Annotated in this window: 13 protein-coding genes and 4 pseudogenes; 7 read left to right on the top strand and 10 right to left on the bottom strand. The window is 55.5% G+C overall.

Annotated features, from left to right (window positions below; genetic code table 11):
• Positions 1-4: 4 nt before the first annotated feature.
• Complete coding sequence (locus tag QTO30_RS10510; RefSeq protein WP_340424094.1) at positions 5-1,474, bottom strand: aldehyde dehydrogenase; 1,470 nt, start codon at positions 1,472-1,474, stop codon at positions 5-7.
• 79 nt (positions 1,475-1,553) lie between these two features.
• Between QTO30_RS10510 and QTO30_RS10505 the strand changes: the two genes are divergently transcribed.
• Complete coding sequence (locus QTO30_RS10505) at positions 1,554-2,423, top strand: LysR family transcriptional regulator (protein ID WP_340424093.1); 870 nt, start codon at positions 1,554-1,556, stop codon at positions 2,421-2,423.
• A gap of 155 nt (positions 2,424-2,578) precedes the next feature.
• Here QTO30_RS10505 and arsJ read toward each other — a convergent pair.
• The 4 genes and pseudogenes from arsJ to QTO30_RS10485 form a co-directional block, all read right to left on the bottom strand.
• A pseudogene (gene arsJ, locus QTO30_RS10500) lies at positions 2,579-3,776 on the bottom strand (organoarsenical effux MFS transporter ArsJ).
• A gap of 68 nt (positions 3,777-3,844) precedes the next feature.
• Positions 3,845-4,843, bottom strand: coding sequence for an ArsJ-associated glyceraldehyde-3-phosphate dehydrogenase (locus QTO30_RS10495; protein WP_340424092.1), 999 nt, complete (start codon positions 4,841-4,843; stop codon positions 3,845-3,847).
• Positions 4,840-5,688: an arsenate reductase/protein-tyrosine-phosphatase family protein gene (locus tag QTO30_RS10490; RefSeq protein WP_340424091.1), complete on the bottom strand. Its 849-nt coding sequence runs from the start codon at positions 5,686-5,688 to the stop codon at positions 4,840-4,842. Before QTO30_RS10490 ends, QTO30_RS10495 begins: the two co-directional genes overlap by 4 nt.
• Before the next feature lie 198 nt (positions 5,689-5,886).
• On the bottom strand, positions 5,887-6,555 hold the full coding sequence (locus QTO30_RS10485; RefSeq protein ID WP_340424090.1) for a DUF1045 domain-containing protein: 669 nt from the start codon (positions 6,553-6,555) through the stop codon (positions 5,887-5,889).
• A gap of 416 nt (positions 6,556-6,971) precedes the next feature.
• Between QTO30_RS10485 and QTO30_RS10480 the strand changes: the two genes are divergently transcribed.
• The 3 genes from QTO30_RS10480 to QTO30_RS10470 all read left to right on the top strand — a co-directional run bounded on the left by QTO30_RS10480 (position 6,972) and on the right by QTO30_RS10470 (position 9,802).
• Positions 6,972-7,598 (top strand): protein-L-isoaspartate O-methyltransferase family protein, encoded by a 627-nt coding sequence (locus tag QTO30_RS10480; protein ID WP_445327187.1) that lies wholly within the window; start codon positions 6,972-6,974, stop codon positions 7,596-7,598.
• Between the two features lie 58 nt (positions 7,599-7,656).
• A complete protein-coding gene (locus tag QTO30_RS10475) occupies positions 7,657-9,030 on the top strand; it encodes a TolC family outer membrane protein (RefSeq protein ID WP_340424088.1) in 1,374 nt (457 codons plus the stop codon).
• Between the two features lie 79 nt (positions 9,031-9,109).
• The gene (locus QTO30_RS10470; RefSeq protein WP_340424087.1) at positions 9,110-9,802 is read left to right on the top strand and encodes a hypothetical protein; all 693 of its coding nucleotides are present in this window, start codon (positions 9,110-9,112) and stop codon (positions 9,800-9,802) included.
• On the opposite strand, the gene QTO30_RS10465 is transcribed toward QTO30_RS10470, so the two are convergent.
• Positions 9,799-11,244, bottom strand: a complete 1,446-nt coding sequence (locus tag QTO30_RS10465) for a cobyric acid synthase (protein ID WP_340424086.1) — start codon at positions 11,242-11,244, stop codon at positions 9,799-9,801. The genes QTO30_RS10470 and QTO30_RS10465 overlap by 4 nt on opposite strands.
• Positions 11,245-11,296: 52 nt before the next feature.
• On the opposite strand from QTO30_RS10465, the gene QTO30_RS10460 reads away from it, so the two are divergent.
• On the top strand, positions 11,297-11,875 hold the full coding sequence (locus QTO30_RS10460; protein ID WP_340424085.1) for a cobalamin biosynthesis protein CobQ: 579 nt from the start codon (positions 11,297-11,299) through the stop codon (positions 11,873-11,875).
• Positions 11,876-11,932: 57 nt separating this feature from the next.
• On the opposite strand, the gene QTO30_RS10455 is transcribed toward QTO30_RS10460, so the two are convergent.
• A complete protein-coding gene (locus QTO30_RS10455) occupies positions 11,933-12,256 on the bottom strand; it encodes a DUF6280 family protein (RefSeq protein WP_008230719.1) in 324 nt (107 codons plus the stop codon).
• Between the two features lie 223 nt (positions 12,257-12,479).
• Here QTO30_RS10455 and efp point away from each other — a divergent pair, with 223 nt between their 5' ends.
• Positions 12,480-13,043: an elongation factor P gene (gene efp / locus QTO30_RS10450; RefSeq protein ID WP_340424084.1), complete on the top strand. Its 564-nt coding sequence runs from the start codon at positions 12,480-12,482 to the stop codon at positions 13,041-13,043.
• A gap of 2 nt (positions 13,044-13,045) precedes the next feature.
• On the opposite strand, the pseudogene ygfZ reads toward efp, so the two are convergent.
• Both ygfZ and QTO30_RS10440 read right to left on the bottom strand, forming a co-directional pair.
• A pseudogene (ygfZ, locus tag QTO30_RS10445) lies at positions 13,046-13,782 on the bottom strand (CAF17-like 4Fe-4S cluster assembly/insertion protein YgfZ).
• Positions 13,775-15,564 (bottom strand): annotated as a pseudogene (locus QTO30_RS10440) (ABC transporter ATP-binding protein). The pseudogenes ygfZ and QTO30_RS10440 overlap by 8 nt, the downstream one beginning before the upstream one ends.
• 133 nt (positions 15,565-15,697) lie before the next feature.
• On the opposite strand from QTO30_RS10440, the pseudogene QTO30_RS10435 reads away from it, so the two are divergent.
• Positions 15,698-16,877: pseudogene (locus tag QTO30_RS10435) on the top strand (pyridoxal-phosphate-dependent aminotransferase family protein).
• On the opposite strand, the gene QTO30_RS10430 reads toward QTO30_RS10435, so the two are convergent.
• Positions 16,874-17,062 (bottom strand): hypothetical protein, encoded by a 189-nt coding sequence (locus QTO30_RS10430; protein WP_340424083.1) that lies wholly within the window; start codon positions 17,060-17,062, stop codon positions 16,874-16,876. The pseudogene QTO30_RS10435 and the gene QTO30_RS10430 sit on opposite strands and share 4 nt — an antisense overlap.
• Between the last annotated feature and the right edge of the window lie 5 nt (positions 17,063-17,067).

The following is a 17,067-nucleotide window of genomic DNA, read 5'->3' as shown; positions in this document are numbered from 1 at the left end:
AGAATTAGCGTGGTTTAAAGGGGTTCGCGATGGGATCATCGCTCAGGTTCATCCAGACCGTCTTGGGGCGCGTGTAATTGTACACCGCCTGCAGACCCGCCTCGCGGCCATAGCCGCTGGATTTCATGCCGCCAAAAGCCGCGATAGGGCTGATCGCGCGGTACGTGTTGACCCAAATGATCCCGGCTTTGATGCGTTTGGACATGCGCAATGATCTGGCGGAATCGCGGGTGAAAATACCCGCTGCCAGACCATGTTTGGTGTCGTTGGCAAGCGCCACAACCTCATCCTCGGTCCGGAACCGATGAACGGCAAGAACGGGTCCAAAGAGTTCGGTATCTACAATCGTCATATCGTGGCGCGGACAATCAATGATGGTGGGCTCAAAGAACAGGTCGCCCGCCTCAGACCGCTGGCCACCTGTCAGTACCGTTCCGCCTTCCTGGACGGCCAACGCCACTTGCGCTTCGATGTGATCCATCTGGCCTTGGGTGCACAACGGGCCCATCTCGGTTTCATCTGCCTGTGGATCACCGATGCGGATATTCCTTGCGATGGCGATCATCTTTGCAAGGAACGCATCGGCGATATCTTCGTGTAGATATAAACGCGAGCCCGCCACACAGCTTTGTCCTGTGGCCGCAAAAATACCGGCGACGGAGCCGTTGACGGCACTTTCCAAATCGGCGTCGTCAAAGACGATAAAGGGTGATTTTCCGCCAAGCTCAAGTGAGACTTCAGCAAAGTTTTCGGCCGAATTGCGTACGATGTAGCGCGCCGCAGATGGGCCGCCCGTGAATGCTATTTTTGCGACAAGTGGATGTGTCGTCAGTGCCGTTCCGCAGGTCGGCCCACCTGTGACGATATTGATAACTCCATCGGGAATACCGGCCTCTGCAACCAGCCTTCCAAAGGCAAGAAGCGGGGCAGAGGCATGTTCAGATGCTTTCAGGACAATCGTATTGCCAGCCGCCAAGGCGGGGCCAATCTTGACCGCACTCAAAAACATCTGGCTGTTCCATGGGATGACTGCGGCGACAACACCAATGGGTTCGCGGTCGGTAAAGACAAACATGTCGGGCTTGTCGATTGGGAGCGTTTCGCCTTGGATTTTGTCGGCGGCACCCGCGTAGAAGTGCAGATACTCGGCAATGTAGGTGGCTTGCCAGGCGGTTTCCTTGAACATCTTTCCAGTGTCGGTTGTTTCAATCCGCCCAATTGCTTCAGAATTAGCCGCCAGAAGATCCGCCAGTTTTGCAAGGCATTTGCCGCGCGCGGTAGGGGTCATCTGACCCCATGGGCCAGACAAGGCCTGCTCTGCCGCACGCACCGCTTGGTCTACGTCTTGTGGTGTGGCCTCGGGTATTGTCGCCCAGACATCACCGGTTGCTGGGTTGAAGCTGTCAAACCGCTCCCCATCGGATGCATCGACCCATGCTCCATTGATCAGCATCTGATAGCGCTCAACACTCATCGACAAATCCTCCTCGGCAAAAGACTAGCGTGAAAGTTGAAAGCAAGATATTGAATAATATTGCACTTTCAATTCGAATATGTTAAATTTATTTATGAATCTTCATGCCCTTCGTACTTTTCTTGTGATTATTGACACCGGCAGCCTTGTGCGGGCTTCTGAAGTACTGAACGTCACCCAATCGACAGTCACCGCCCGTTTGAAGGCGTTGGAAGATGATCTTGGGCAGACCCTGCTGATCCGCAACAAGTCAGGTGCGACACTGACTGCGGCGGGGGTAAACCTGCAACGCTACGCCGATACGATTGTGAACCTGTGGCAGCAGGCACGGCAGCACACAGCCTTGCCTGATGGAATGTCCGGCATTTGCAATCTGGCCTGTGAATTCGACCTCTGGCCCGGACTGGGCGACAGATTCGCGCGTGATCTGATGGAGCAATTTCCCGACTTGGGTGTTTCCATCTGGCTTGGTAGCCAGATGGATGTGGCGAAATGGCTATCGGAAGGAAAATCAGATGTCGCCTTCACCTACCGCTCAGCCTACCCATCAGAACATGCGCAAATAGCTTTGCCAGATGATGAATTGGTTTTGGTTTCGACGGATCAGAAAAGCCCGATGCGCTTCGATCCCGGGTATGTCTACGTTGATGCAGGTCAGGCATTTGGCCGCGATCATGCAGTTTTTTATGCCGATGCGGACACAGCGCGGATCAGCTTTGGCAACGCGACCACCGCGTTGGATCACATTTTAGGACAGGGCGGCAGCGCCTATTTGCCGTGGCGGACCGTGGAGGACGCCGTCAAAGAAGGGAAACTCTTCAAGTTGCCGAAAGCACCCACTTTCAGCCGACCTGTGTTCATGACATTTAACAAGCGGCTGAAAGGCGAATCTGACTGGTTCCATAAGGCTCTGGGATGGTTGCATGACGGCAAGACCCGTTCCATTTAACGCTAAGAAAGCGACCAAGGGCACCGAAAACACTGAAATTACGATATGCAGAGAGCCGCAAAACCGTGGGCTGGCAATGCTGCGGTTTGGAAACTTAAACGTGACAGTTCTGCAAAGCCATCCCACCGTAACATGGGAAGCAATAACACCACTGTTCAATAGGCACTATTTTCCGGCTCCAAGAACCCAACCATGATCGCCGAAAGCGCGACCATGATCGCGGCGACACCGAGCATCATTGCCAGCCCGCCAACCTGATAGGTGAGGCCAGACAGGAGTGTTCCGGCCAACCGTCCGGCAGCATTCGCCATGTAGTAAAAGCCTACATCCATTGTAACGCGCTCTGCCTTGGTGAAGGCTAAAATCAAGTAGGAATGAAGCGATGAGTTCACGGCGAAAACAGCACCGAATGCCAGCAGCCCGACCACCAGTGCAATCGTCAACCACACGTGCGGCTCACCTGCTACGACAGCAATGGCTGTCAAAATAGCCGGTACGATGGCCAGAGCCCAAGCCCAACCGCGCGCCGCGGCGATCAACTCATGTTCCGGCCGCGTTTTTGCGCGCAATATATGTGGGGCATTGGCTTGCACCAAACCGTAAAGGATCACCCAGCCCGCCATGAATGTACCGATCAAAAAAAAGCGGTTCGATTGCCTTCGGTCGTGCCGTTCGACAGGACCGCATAAAAGTAGATGGGAATGCCGACAACAAACCAGACATCCCGTGCACCGAACAAAAATACCCTTGCAGCACTCAACCAGTTCACATTGGCCGATTTTGAGAACACCTCAGAAAACTTGGCGCCCTTGCGACCCTTTGGCAGGCTTAAGCGGGCATGGCGACCAATACGGCAAGTAGGATCGCGCCAAGAATAGCGGCCATACCCAGTACGGCCCAGACAAAGCCTAACGTGCCCAGTAGTGCTGCGCCCAGAAGAAAGCCCAGGCCCTTCACCATGTTTTTGGAACCGGTCAGAAGCGCGACCCAGCGGAACAGCCCTCCGTCGCCCGACGGCGCAAGCAACTTGACGGCGGATTTGGACGACATCTTGGCTAGGTCTTTGGCCACGCCGCTCGCACCTTGTACCAGCATGACATAGACAACCGACGCGCCGACCGCCCATGCAGGATCAAGTTGCGCCAAAGCCAGCAGCGCCAGCACTTGTAGCCCCAAACCGGCATAGAGTGTCGACGTTAATCCGAACCGCGCGGCGATCCAGCCCGCGCAGAGATTTGTCACGACACCGGCAATTTCATAGAGCACAAACAAATAGGCCAGTTGCACCGGCGAGAACCCAAGCGTGTGGAAATGCAGCAGCACCAGCATGCGCAACGCGCCATCGGTCAGCATAAAGGCCCAATAGGCCCCTGTGACGGCGATGTAGGCCGACAGGCCCTCAGGCCGCGCGTCGGTGTTGGTCACAGACCATCTCCGACCATAAAAGCCACATCAACCAACCGGTGGGCGTAGCCCATTTCATTGTCATACCAGGCATAGATTTTCACCTGCGTGCCGTTGATGACCATTGTGGACAGGGCGTCCACGATGCTGGAACGTTCATCGTTGGTGTAATCGGTCGAAACCAGTGGGCGTTCCTCATAGCCCAAGATGCCTTTCAGCGGGCCTTGTGCCGCTGCCTTGAACAGTGAATTGACCTCTTGCGCGGTCGTTTCACGCTCTACTTCGAAGACACAGTCCGTCAGGGACGCGTTCAGCAGCGGAACCCGTACCGCGTGGCCATTCAGGCGACCGGTCAGTTCGGGATAAATCAGCGTGATGGCGGTGGCACTGCCTGTTGTTGTCGGGATCAGTGAGTTCAGGGCGGACCGGGCGCGCCGCAGATCCTTGGCCGGACGATCCACAATGGTCTGGGTGTTCGTCACATCATGGATGGTAGTGATTGAACCATGTTTGATTTTCAGGTTTTCGTGGATCACTTTTACGACAGGGGCAAGGCAGTTAGTCGTGCAACTGGCTGCAGTGACGATGTTATGTCGATCAGGCGCGTAGATGTCATTGTTAACGCCATAGACGATGTTGGCCGCGTCCCCATCCTTGACAGGCGCAGACACGACCACTTTTTTTACGCCAGCCTCAAAATAAGGCGCGAGCTTGGCCTCCGTCTTGAAAACACCCGTGCAGTCGATGACCACATCGACACCGTCTAAGGGCAAATCCTTAATGTCGCGTGCGCCAATGAAGGGCAGGCGTACGCCATCGATTGTGACACTATCTGCATCATGGGAAAACTGCGCATCCCAGCGACCGTGAACTGTATCAAACTCGAACAAATGCGCGTGCATCTCTGGATCGCCGACGGCGTCGTTGATCCATGCGATTTTTGCGCCGCGCGCCAATAGCGGCTTAAGGGCAAGCTTGCCAATACGGCCAAGGCCATTGAGCGCATAGACGGTCATTCAACTATTCCTTCTTCTTTGGATTGGCCGATCTGATCGACCGCATTTTGCAGGGATATCCGGTCCAGAGAGGCAATGGGCAGATTGGTAAAACCAGTCATACGGTTGCGCAGCGCACCATAGGTCTGTTGAAAGGCGAGGCTCTTTTCAGCGTCTGATCCCTCAACCTTTACCGGATCCGGCATTCCCCAATGTGCCGATATCGTCTGTCCAGTCCAGGCGGGGCACTCTTCGTTGGCGGCCTGATTGCAGACCGTGAAAACAAAATCAAAGTCCGGGGCATCGGCGCTTTGGAATTCCGAGATGTGTTTGGAACGCAGGACTGCAATATCATGTCCTTTCTGCTTCAAAACCTCGAGCGCAAACGGGTTCAACTCTGACTGCGGTTTTGTGCCCGCGGAATAGGCCACAAAGCGATCCCCGGCGAGGTCACGCAGAATGGACTCTGCAAAGATCGAACGGGCAGAGTTTCCGGTGCAGATGAATAGAACATTGTACTTTCGGTCGGTCATTGGGCTGTCTCCGGCTGGTGCGGTATAGGTGTTTGGGGTGCAGATTTCGGGGCGACCTCTGCAGCAGTCGATCAGGAGGTAATCGACAGTCTGACGGGTCGCATCCATGTCAATGGCATAGCGTAAAGACGTCCCGACACGTTCCTGGCTGACCAACCCGGCCTGCATGAGCGCGTTGACATAGGTGGAAAGTGTGTTCGGCTTAAGCCCAAGCGCCTGCGCCAATTCGGTCGCGGGAATGCGATCCGGATAGCGGCGCATAAGGAGCCGAAACAGGGCCAGCCGTTGTGGATGGCCAAGTGTCGAGAGGCGGTTTGGAATCAATATTTCCATAATTCATGAATATGTGAATTAATGCATGATGCAAAGTGAAGTTTTTGTAACGGCCAGCTGCTGACTGCTGGCTGCGCGTCATTTTGGGGAACGTACCATTTGTGCATTGTTTGATCCCGGAGTTTGATGACACGATCTGTTTTTTGAATGGAAAGAACCCGCAGCTCATCTTCTGGCGGTGCTGGTGAATGATAGTGATCAGCCTGTCAGGTCGTAGCGCCGGATCAACTCAAACTGGCCGTCTTGTCGCTCGCCACACAGGGCAATTGCATCAATGATAAACGGTGCGGGCAGGGAGGGAAGGTGCTGTTGTACAATCTCTTTCCAGTGGTCGATGTCTGCCGCGTCCAGCGCCCCACTTAACGTCAGATGAAAACGGAACTCATCCATCACATATGGGTATCCCCAGGTTGTGAGCATAGCAAGTTGCCGAGGAGTCAGACCAACACTGCGCTTTTCGCGCTCGGCGCTGCTGGGTGATGCGCGAAATGCATCAAGCGTGATCACGCAGGTTTCGGCTAGCTTGCGCAAACCGGCGGTATCTCCAACGGGTGTCAAAGCCAGAAACTGGCCAAGCGTTGTCAGCGTCAAACCGGCGCATTGCGTCACGCCCTGGCTGGCCGCCATCGCTGTTACCGCCTTCTCGAGGTCTTGGGGTGTTTTGCCCTGGGCCAGCCGGAACGGCGCTTTGAGTGTACCGTGGAACCCGTATTTGCGTGGCTTTGTCGTTATGCCGCCAAGGCCAGGTACGTTAGGCTGGTTAGTCGCGCATCCCCGCACAACATCCCATCCCAGCCAACGGGCACCAAAGTCGGCCAATGCACCGTCCGGCGCAACATAGTAGATCGCATAGCGAGAATACGTCATGATGTCCCCAATCGTTTACCCTCTTTTGCAAATGCACATGACGGTTCTGTGTCAGGCCATCTGCGATTTGCCGATCCCGTCCAGCGTCATCATGACCGGGGCGGTTAGGAATGAAAAAGCGCGGGTCATCAATGCCGCGCACGGCGGTCTTACGTCATGCGTCACCGTTGCCCAAGTAGCTTACAATTGCTGCTTTAGGTGAAAGTCTGTGCAACTGGGCTGTGTTTGCTATGCGGCGTGGCATACAGCTTCGATGGCATCGCTGATTGGACGCGTGTTTTGCCCCAAAAGGCCCCATCAAGTGTTGATCTGTATGGATGTTCAATGTTGCCGCCTTCGGTCATCTATGGCATCACGAAGTAAACATACTGAACGAAAGAGTTTAGATCGTGACAGAATTTACCTCCCGCCGCACAATGATGGTAGATACGCAAGTGCGTCCGTCCGATGTGACCAAGTTTCCGATTATTGACGCTATGCTGGCTGTGCCACGTGAGGACTTTGTGCCGGATGCAAAGCGAGAAGCCGCTTACGTCGGTGAGAACCTGGATATCGGTGGCGGTCGGATAATGCTTGAGCCGCGGACATTGGCCAAGATGATTGATGCGCTTGAAATCGCGCCGGATCATGTCGTGTTGGATATTGCCTGTGGGCTTGGTTATTCAACGGCGGTGCTGACGCGTATGAGCGATTTTGTTGTCGCTGTCGAAGATGACGAAGCGCGCGCCCAAGAAGCGCAATCCATTCTTTCGCAACAGGGTGCTGACAATGCAGCCGTAATGACCGGTGCCTTGTCAGAAGGCGCGGCAAAGTCTGGTCCGTATGACATTATCATTTTGCAAGGCGGGGTCGAGCAAGTACCTGATGCCCTGCTTGATCAGCTTCGTGAAGGTGGCCGTATCGCGGCTGTCTTTTCGGAAGGTACGCTTGGTGTCGTACGTATCGGACACAAGATTGATGGGGCCGTAAATTGGCGGTTTTCGTTTAACGCCAGTGCGCCAGTTCTTGAAGGTTTTGAGAAAAACGCAGCTTTTGCGCTTTAGTGAATGATCGTTTGCGCGGGCTTTCGCGTATCAACAACAGAATATGCAAGGGTATCACATGATGAAACGTAAGGGATTGGCCGCAGTTGCTATTGTGTTGTCTATCATGGCCGCACCCGCACTGAAAGCAGACACACTCGCCGATGCTTTGTCTGCCGCTTACAATAATTCTGGTTTGCTCGAGCAGAACCGCGCGCTGTTGCGGGCTGCGGACGAAGGTGTGGCACAATCGGTGGCCGCAACGCTGCCGGTGATCAACTGGTCGATTTCGGCAGACAGAACGCGCGCTGCGTCGCCAGTGACGGGCGCTATGACGACGACGGACTCTGCACTGGCGCGGGTCACCGGTGATTTGACGCTTTATGATTTCGGCGTAAACCGATTGGGGATCGACGCGCAGAAGGAAGTGGTGCTTGGTACCCGCCAAGCCTTGCGCGGGGTCGAGCAGGATGTCCTCTTGCGGGCGGTGCAGGCCTATATGAACGTTCGCAGCGCAGGTGAATTTGTACAACTGCGCCAAAACAATGTCCGACTGATTATACAAGAATTCCGCGCAGCGCAGGACCGTTTCGAAGTGGGTGAGGTGACCCGCACCGATGTTGCCCTTGCCGAAGCGCGGCTTGCGGGCGCGCGCAGTGAATTGGCAGGCGCGCAGGGCGATCTTGCGCAGGCAATCGAAGAATACCTTGTAGCGGTTGGTCGCGCGCCTGGCGGGCCGCGCGCTGTGAGCCCGGCACCTGTGTCGCGCAGTATTGACGACGCCAAAGCATTTGCTGTTCGTAACCATCCCGCCATTCTGGAGGCGCAGCACAGTGTATCCGCAGCCGAGATCAACATCATGCGCGCCGAAGCGGCCACACGACCCCGAGTGTCTTTGAACGGTTTTGTGAGCACTGACAACGACTCGAATGAATCCGCACAAATCGGCGTGAGCATCGGTGGTCCCATCTATCAGGGTGGACTGATCCTCAGCCAGTTCCGTCAAGTTCAGGCCAATCGCGATTCAGCGCGCTCTGCCTTGCATCTTACAACGATTGCGATTGAACAGCAGGTGGGGAATGCATTTGCCTCGCTTCAGGTTGCGCAGGCATCGCGTCAGGCATCAGAGCAGCAAATTCGTGCCGCGCGCGTCGCCTTTGAAGGGGTGCGCGAAGAGGCCACATTGGGGTCGCGGACCACGCTTGATGTGCTGAATGCCGAACAAGAGTTACTGGACGCCGAGACAAACCGCATTGCCGCGCAATCCTCTGAGGTTATCGCCTCCTATTCCCTGCTTGCGGCGATGGGGCTTTTGACGGCTGATCACCTTAACTTGCCAGTGCAGCAATATGATCCGGCGGAGTACTACAACCTTGTGAAAGATGCGCCCTCTGTATTGTCTTCGCAGGGCGCAGCGCTTGATCGTGTTTTGGAAGCGATTGGAAAAGAATAACGACGCTGTTGTTCGGTTTCATCCTCTCCGCTAAAGTCTTGAGACTTGGTGGAAATCTGGGATGAACAGGATGTCGAAGATGGCGTCGACCGATGACATTGATGAACTTGTCTCGTCAGTGCGCGATTTCGTTTCTCACAAGGAACCGCCGCGCACGCGATCTCGTATTCTTTTGGATCGGCTTATCCTGACGCCTGAACAGCGCGTGCATGATGCCGAAATCGCCAAAACACCAATAAATGCTGCGTCTGCGAATTTGATGCCAGCGACGCCCGCAGCAACGATGCCAGCTGTAAAGAGGTTCGACAAAGCCGGACTGGAGGCCACCATTGCCGAGTTGGAAGCGGCTGTCACCGCGCAGTTCGACGACTGGGAGGCCGATGAAGGTGAAAGCTTTGGTAAAGGCGCGTGGGCCGCAAGCGCTTTCCCCGTTTCGGCGAACGATTCGGTGCAGACTGCGCAAACGCCCCAGTCATCAGCCGATTTGTCAGCGTCGGATGATGCAGATACGCCACAGTTACCTGGTGCGCAAAAAACCGCTGAACCTGCGGTTGCTTCAGCAACCAATAATCTATCCGGCCCTGATGAGCGCGCGCTGGCGGCATCCGTCATGTCCGGTTTTGACGACAAGGCTTTGCGCAGTCTTGTCGTGGAAATTGTACATGACGAGCTAGGCGGCGAACTGGGCGAACGGATCACCCGCAACGTACGCAAAATGGTCCGGCGCGAAATCAACCGTGTCCTGACCAGCCGCGAGATGGGCGAAGGCTAGCTTACCAGCGTGAGTAGCTGGTCGATATCCATATGTGTTTCAAGGTGATCGGCGAGCGTGTCCAGCGTGTCTTCCACGCTTTGGGCGTAGTCATAAGCGGTGACTTTTTTACCGATGCTTGCCAGAAATGCCGCGCGGAACGAATCTGCCGCAAACAGCCCGTGCAGATAGCAGCCCATGATCCGGCCATCGACCGATGCAGCGCCTTCGTTACGTCCATCAAGGGACAACCAAGCGCGGTCGCAATCGGGGCCCTCGGTAACGCCGATATGGATTTCATAGCCGCTGACTGTGTCGCCTGTCGCAAGATAGGTGGCGTTCGATAATGCCAATCGCTTTTGCGGCACCATTACTGTGCGAACATTCAGCAGGCCAAGACCGGGTACGCGCGACGGTGCGCCTTCGATCCCGTCCTCATCGATAATCTCGGTGCCCAGCATCTGATAACCACCGCAGACGCCCAATACATGCCCGCCGCGCCGGATGTGCGCGCTCAGGTCGAGATCCCAGCCCTGCGCTTTAAAATGCGCCAGATCAGCGATGGTCGATTTCGACCCGGGAATGATCACGAGATCTGCATCGCCGGGCAGTGGGCGACCGGCCTCGATGATTTCAACGGTCACATCGGGGGTCGCAGTGAGGGGGTCAAGATCATCGAAGTTGGCGATGCGGTTCAGGCGGGGCACCGCAATCTTGATCGCACCCCCCTTGCGGTTGGCAATATCCATCACGTCTTCTGCGGGCAGTTTCCATGCATCCGCAAACCAGGGGATGATGCCCAGCGGTGCCCAATCCGTACGATCCGCGATGATATCCATCCCTTCAGCAAAGAGCGTGGGATCGCCCCGAAATTTGTTGATGGCGAAACCTTTGATCAGGGCCCCATCTTCTGGTGGTAGAACGGCATGGGTTCCCACCATCTGAGCGATGACACCGCCGCGGTCGATATCGCCGATCAGCACGACAGGAACGTTGGCCGCTGCGGCAAAGCCCATGTTCGCAATGTCACCGGCGCGCAGGTTCACCTCTGCCGGGCTGCCCGCCCCTTCGACGATCACCATATCATGGCCTTCACCAATACGGCGAAAGCTCTCTAACACCGGTGGCATCAGCTTGGATTTCTGTTTTCCATAGTCGCGGGCTTTCATCGTGGCAAAGCGTTTGCCTTGCACGATGACCTGGGCGCCAATCTCAGATTCGGGCTTTAAAAGTACGGGGTTCATATCAACCAAAGGCTCCAACCCGCAGGCCAGCGCCTGCAATGCCTGCGCGCGCCCGATCTCGCCACCATCCGCAGTCACTGCAGCATTGTTGGACATATTTTGCGGTTTGAACGGCGCGACGGAAATGCCGCGCCGGACACAGGCGCGCGCGATCCCGGCGACCAGCATCGACTTGCCCACATTCGAGCCTGCACCCTGGATCATGATTGCTCTGGTCATTGCTGTCCCCTTCGTTAACTTCATAGGGGCGCAAAGGGCGCGGGGAAAGAGTATGAATACGCCAGCGCATCTGATTTTCGGGTTGACCGCATTTGGCAAAGCCGGGCGGCCTGCAGTGACGATGGCGGCCCTTGTCGGTGCTATGATCCCGGATGCGTCGTTGTATCTGATGGCAGGCTGGCATTTGCAGGTGCTGGGGACGTCGCCCGATGTTGTCTTTGGTCAGCTTTATTTTTCCGATGCCTGGCAAAGCATCTTTCGGATCGACAACTCTATCATCCTTTGGGGGATCTTGTTTGCGCTGGGCGCGATGCTGCGTTCACCCGTGTTGATTGCACTTTGTGGTGCCGCCCTATTACACCTGGGACTGGATTTCCTGCTGCATAACGATGACGGGCGCGCGCATTTCTGGCCCTATAGCAATTGGATATTCCAAAGCCCCGTTAGTTATTGGGATCCCGATCACTATGGCAATGTTGTGGGGGCGATTGAGGTCGCGTTGTCCTTGCTGTGTTGCGGGGTCCTGATCCGCCGGTTTAATGGTACCGGGATGCGCGTTCTGATTGTATCGCTGGGTCTGGCTGAGTTTGCCCCCTTCGTCATATTCGCGATCATGTTCTCGGGTGGGTAAAGAAAAAACGCGGCCCTCGGTGGGGCCGCGTTTTTTAGCGCAAAGCTCTTTGTTGTCTTACGCAGCGCGCGCTTCCTGCTCGGCCGCGTTCCGGCGTTCGCTTTCTTCGCGTGACAAAGCAACAGATGTACGCACACCTTTGCCGACGAACTCCATCAGTCCACCGACAACCCGCTCGTTCGGGTCGATACCAGCGCAAGACAACACTTCACGGCCATCGCGTGAGCGGGCCCAACGGGCAATCTGCTCAGGGCCGTTGCCGTATTTCTTGTCATCCGCAATTGCATCATCAAGTGCAGCCAATACGACCGCTGCAAAGAGTTTGCGGGCACGGTTACCTTGTTCATTGTTGAATGCAGTACCGTCGACGAAATCTCTCATCATACTTCCCTTTTTTGCTCTTGTAGTTCCCGCGTGAGGGCCTTTATGCCTGTTCTTATCCGATTCGGGGGTTCTCTTTTGGAATGGCAGCCATGCAAAAAATGCATACCTAGCGCACCAAAAAAGACGTCATTTTGTTAAACTTGCCAGACTCCCACCGCACAGATATAGGCGGCGGTTGAAACCATTCAACCTTTGTTAAGCATATGAGGCGCAGTGACACATGCCCAAAATAAACGGTAACGAAATCCGCCCCGGTAATACGTTGGAGCATGAGGGCGGCCTCTGGGCCGCTGTAAAAGTTGACCATGTGAAGCCCGGCAAGGGAGGCGCCTTTGCGCAGGTCGAGTTGAAGAACCTCCGCGACGGCCGTAAGTTGAACGAGCGTTTTCGTTCTGCCGACAAGGTTGAACGCGTTCGGTTGGATCAGAAAGATCAACAATTCCTGTTTGAAGACGGTGACATGTTGACCTTTATGGACAGTGAAACTTACGAACAAATTGCCCTGCCTGCCGATATTTTGGGCGATCGCCGTCCTTTTTTGCAGGACGGTATGATCGTCCAGATTGAATACTACGGCGAAGAAGCATTGAACGTCAGTTTGCCGCAAAAGGTCACTTGTAAAGTGGTCGAGACAGAACCGGTGGTGAAGGGTCAGACGGCGGCGAATAGCTTTAAGCCGGCGATGCTGGATAACGGAGTACGCGTCATGATCCCGCCGTTTGTGGGGCAGGACGAAGATATCGTCGTGAACACAGAAACGTTTGAATACGCCGAACGGGCCTAAGGCTATTTCAGTCGTTTGAGGGTTGCATTGCCTGCCTGCATTTCGCTGGACGCGCGATCAAAGCGCAGGAAGGCAAGGGCCTTGTCGCCGGACACGGTGTAAAGTGTGCTTAAGCGGGCTTGCCATCTGTCGTGATTGCGTCGCCGACTGCGGCGTCGCCATTGACCGCCACTTGCGCCAGTCCCTTCTTCAGCTTTGTCTTGTGTTTCATTCTGGCCACGATCTCTTGCCCGACAAAGCAGCCTTTCTTGAAATCCACCCCGTTCAGCGCCTCGAACCCGGCTTCAAGAACATAGGTATCCCCGGTCAACTCAACCCCGGTTTGTGGGATCAGGTGTGCAACGCGCAGGGCATCCCAATCAGTACCGTCGCTGATATCTGTTTCACCATATGCGCGCCATCCCATCGCATCATGCCGCGGATCGTCAAATGCGCCATCTGGTTTGGGTCCAGTCCCACGCGACACAATAAGGTCAGTCTGCGCGATTTCGACTGCGGCCCTTAGCCGGTACATCATCAGGCGTTGACCCAGCGTTTGTGCGTGTGAAGAAGCAACGTCAACCAACAAACGTTCCTCTTCGCCAATGACGAAGAAATCCGCGATGAACTTGCCTTGTGGCGTCAGCAAAGCGGTATAGACGATCGCCCCATCGGCCTTGGCCACATCATTGGTTACAAGCCCTTGCAGAAAGGCGATACGGTCATTGCCGCTGATCGAAAGAACGGTCCGTTCATGCATCACTCTGGCTTTCTGATTGTGAAAACTGGAGGCGGTGAAGATCAGCATAGATCCCACCACGTGCGATTAATGTATCATGATCCCCCTGATCGACAACGCGTCCCTGATCCATCACCACGATTGAATCTGCATTGCGTATCGTTGACAGGCGGTGTGCGATTACAAGGGTCGTGCGCCCAGTCGACAGCTTCTCTAGCGCTGACTGCACAATCGCCTCGGATTTGGTATCAAGTGCGCTGGTCGCTTCGTCGAGCAATAAAATGGGTGTGTCCCGCAGCAGCGCGCGCGCAATTGCCACACGCTGACGCTGACCACCCGATAGGTTCGATCCGCGCGGCCCAGCGGGGCTGTCCAGCCCATCCGGCAGCGAGGATAAAAAGTCGGTCACATGGGCCGCATCCAACACCGCCTTCAGATGGGCTTCATCAATGTCGTCACGCCCCAGCAGGATATTGTCACGCAACGTTTCGTCAAACAGGGCCGCGTCTTGTGTGACCACAGAGAACAAACTGCGCAGATCAGTGAGGTCAAAATCAGTGATCGCAGTGTCGTTGATCCGCACGCTGCCCTCATTTGGCTCAATCAACCGGGTCAGAACATTGAAGACTGTGCTTTTGCCTGCGCCAGATGCGCCGACAAGCGCCGTTGTCTTGCCCGCCTCCGCCACAAAAGAGGCCCCCCGCAAAACAGGCAGCTCACCATAGTTGAGGTGCGCGTTCTCAAGCACGACAGTTGGTGATCCTTCGGGCAAGGCTTTGGCCTGCGCTGGTGATAGAATGGTGGGGTGCAGGTTTAGAACATATTGCAGGCGCTCTACACTTGCCGCTGCCATCTGCCATTGCCCGCTCATCAGGCCGAGACGGCGCAGCGGATCGAAGGCCAGTGACATCGCTGTAAAGAAGGCCATAAACTCGCCATTGGTCTTTTCGCCTGAAATAATCTCGGACCCGCCATAGATCATAACACCAAGGAATCCGATACCTGTCATAATGTCGATCAGGGCTGGGACGGCGGCTTGGCCATAAGAGGTCCGCATGCTGGCTTTGACGCCTTGTTTGATCAACTTGTCGTAGCGCTGGGTCTGATAGGCCTCAAGTGCGTTGAGCTTGATGGGGTTGATGCCGTGAAACACTTCATCAAGGCGGGTTGAGACGCTCCCTGCGATCTCACGTGCACTGCGCGAACGGCGACGGATATACGCCTGCACAAGCAATGACGGCATGATCAACAAGGGAATGCCGATAATGGCAATAAGCGTCCACTGCCAGTCGATCCAAAGGGCAACGGCCAGCAGACCAATCAGGGACACCATATCGCGGGCAACAGCCGTCAGCAGGCTACTCCAGACGCCATTGATCACGTTCACATCGCCCTGTACGCGTTCAATCAACTGCCCTGGCGGATGGATTTGAAAAAACCACTGTCGAGGGACATCAAGTGCCGCAACATGTGCTTACGCATATCGGCAGCGGCAAGCTGTTTGATTAAGGCCATCAGGATGCGCTGCCCAGACGATGTGAGCGCCCGTACAAAGAAAATCCCCATGATAGCAAAGCCAACAAAATAAAGGGCGTTACGGTCCCCCGCCGCAAAGACGTCATCAAACATCGGCTGGATCATACGGCTGATCAGCGCGAGCATGGACCCTTCGATCATCATCAAAAGCGTCGCTGCTACCAACAGCCACTTGTATTGATGTAAGTAGTCGCGCCACAGCCATGCGAACAGCTTGAACGCTGATTGGTCTTTTTCAGAGCCGGGTTTGGGGATCGGAGGGGGCATCAATGGCCTTTTGCAATCTGTGCTCTGCTTCGTCTACGCGTAAATGGGGTGGCAGAGCAAGTTGAGCAAGGTTGACGTCAAAAAGCCCGGCATTAATGTCCGCTTCAAGACACACATTTGAAAGCCCCCGTTCATGTCACTCTCGCAAGGTCGCCCCTATCTGGCCATTCCTGGTCCGTCCGTTATGCCTGACGCTGTTTTGCAAGCAATGCACCGTGCGTCACCGAATATTTATGAGGGTGAGCTGCACGATCTGACCGACGGGCTTATCCCTGATCTCAAAGACATCGCGATGACAGATAGCAATGTCGCGATTTACATCGGCAATGGGCACGCCGCATGGGAGGCGGCGCTGGCAAACACCCTGTCGGCTGGTGATACGGTTCTGGTTCTGGCGACGGGACGGTTTTGTGTCGGTTGGGGCGAAATGGCCGAAGGGTTGGGGGCGAAGGTTGAAACCATTGATTATGGTGACGCCGCTCCAATTGACCTAGCGCGCGTCGAAGAGGTGCTGGCGGGCGACAAGGAAGGGCGCATAAAAGCTGTCTTGGTTGTGCACGTCGACACCTCTACCAGCGTAAAGAACGATATCGCCGGTGTCCGCGCCGTGATAGACCGTGTGGGACACCCGGCATTGCTCATGGCCGATTGCATTGCCTCCTTGGGGTGTGACCGGTTTGAGATGGACCCCTGGGGTGTCGATGTGATGGTCTCGGCCTGTCAAAAGGGGCTGATGACGCCAGCGGGCATCAGCTTTGTGTGGTTTAACGCAAAGGCAGATGCAGCGCGCGGTGACCGCGTGACGGCATATTGGGATTGGCGCCCGCGTGTGAACCCTGACTACTATTTCAAGTATTTCGATGGAACCGCGCCGACCCACCACCTGTATGGCTTGCGTACCGCCGTTGATCTGATCAAGGCGGAAGGGTTGGACAACGTGTTTGCCCGCCACGAAAACCTGGCTCAGATCATCTGGGCGGCCTTCGACCAGTGGTCAAAGCAAGGGCCGATGCATCTGAACATTGCTGATCCTGCGCATCGGTCACATGCGGTGACATCCGTTGGCATTGGCTCACCTAACGGGGATGCCTTGCGCAAATGGTGCGAGACAGAATGCGGTTTGACACTTGGTATTGGATTGGGGCGTGATCCTGCGGATGCCTATTTCCGGATTGGCCATATGGGGCATGTGAATGCGCATATGATCATGGGCGTTCTGGGTACGATTGATGCCTAGCCTGAAGGCTTTGGGTATCCCGCATGGTGAGGGCGCACTTGCCGCCGCGGCCGCGGCTCTTGCGGCGCGTACCTAGGCGTTCCGACGTTGACCGATCCATTTGAAAACATGGTTCAGGCTGTATGCGGTGACGACGACCCATAGATAGCCAAAGGCAGCGGCGATGACCCAAAAGCCCATGAAGAGGAAAACCCAGAGTGTCCCCAAAAAGGCATCTGTGTAGTCTTCGACGGCTTGAATCGGGCGGTGGTGCGACATCATGAATC

The organism is Yoonia sp. GPGPB17 (assembly GCF_037892195.1).
In the GTDB taxonomy this organism is placed as follows: Bacteria; Pseudomonadota; Alphaproteobacteria; order Rhodobacterales; family Rhodobacteraceae; genus Yoonia.
This window is presented reverse-complemented; position numbering and strand designations above follow the sequence as displayed.

Coding starts and splice junctions, on each gene's coding strand:
- QTO30_RS10510 (WP_340424094.1), bottom strand. CDS start 1,474: ATGAGTGTTGAGCGCTATCAGATGCTGATCAATGGAGCATGGGTCGAT.
- QTO30_RS10505 (WP_340424093.1), top strand. CDS start 1,554: ATGTTAAATTTATTTATGAATCTTCATGCCCTTCGTACTTTTCTTGTG.
- QTO30_RS10495 (WP_340424092.1), bottom strand. CDS start 4,843: ATGACCGTCTATGCGCTCAATGGCCTTGGCCGTATTGGCAAGCTTGCC.
- QTO30_RS10490 (WP_340424091.1), bottom strand. CDS start 5,688: ATGGAAATATTGATTCCAAACCGCCTCTCGACACTTGGCCATCCACAA.
- QTO30_RS10485 (WP_340424090.1), bottom strand. CDS start 6,555: ATGACGTATTCTCGCTATGCGATCTACTATGTTGCGCCGGACGGTGCA.
- QTO30_RS10480 (WP_445327187.1), top strand. CDS start 6,972: ATGATGGTAGATACGCAAGTGCGTCCGTCCGATGTGACCAAGTTTCCG.
- QTO30_RS10475 (WP_340424088.1), top strand. CDS start 7,657: ATGATGAAACGTAAGGGATTGGCCGCAGTTGCTATTGTGTTGTCTATC.
- QTO30_RS10470 (WP_340424087.1), top strand. CDS start 9,110: ATGGCGTCGACCGATGACATTGATGAACTTGTCTCGTCAGTGCGCGAT.
- QTO30_RS10465 (WP_340424086.1), bottom strand. CDS start 11,244: ATGACCAGAGCAATCATGATCCAGGGTGCAGGCTCGAATGTGGGCAAG.
- QTO30_RS10460 (WP_340424085.1), top strand. CDS start 11,297: ATGAATACGCCAGCGCATCTGATTTTCGGGTTGACCGCATTTGGCAAA.
- QTO30_RS10455 (WP_008230719.1), bottom strand. CDS start 12,256: ATGAGAGATTTCGTCGACGGTACTGCATTCAACAATGAACAAGGTAAC.
- efp (WP_340424084.1), top strand. CDS start 12,480: ATGCCCAAAATAAACGGTAACGAAATCCGCCCCGGTAATACGTTGGAG.
- QTO30_RS10430 (WP_340424083.1), bottom strand. CDS start 17,062: ATGATGTCGCACCACCGCCCGATTCAAGCCGTCGAAGACTACACAGAT.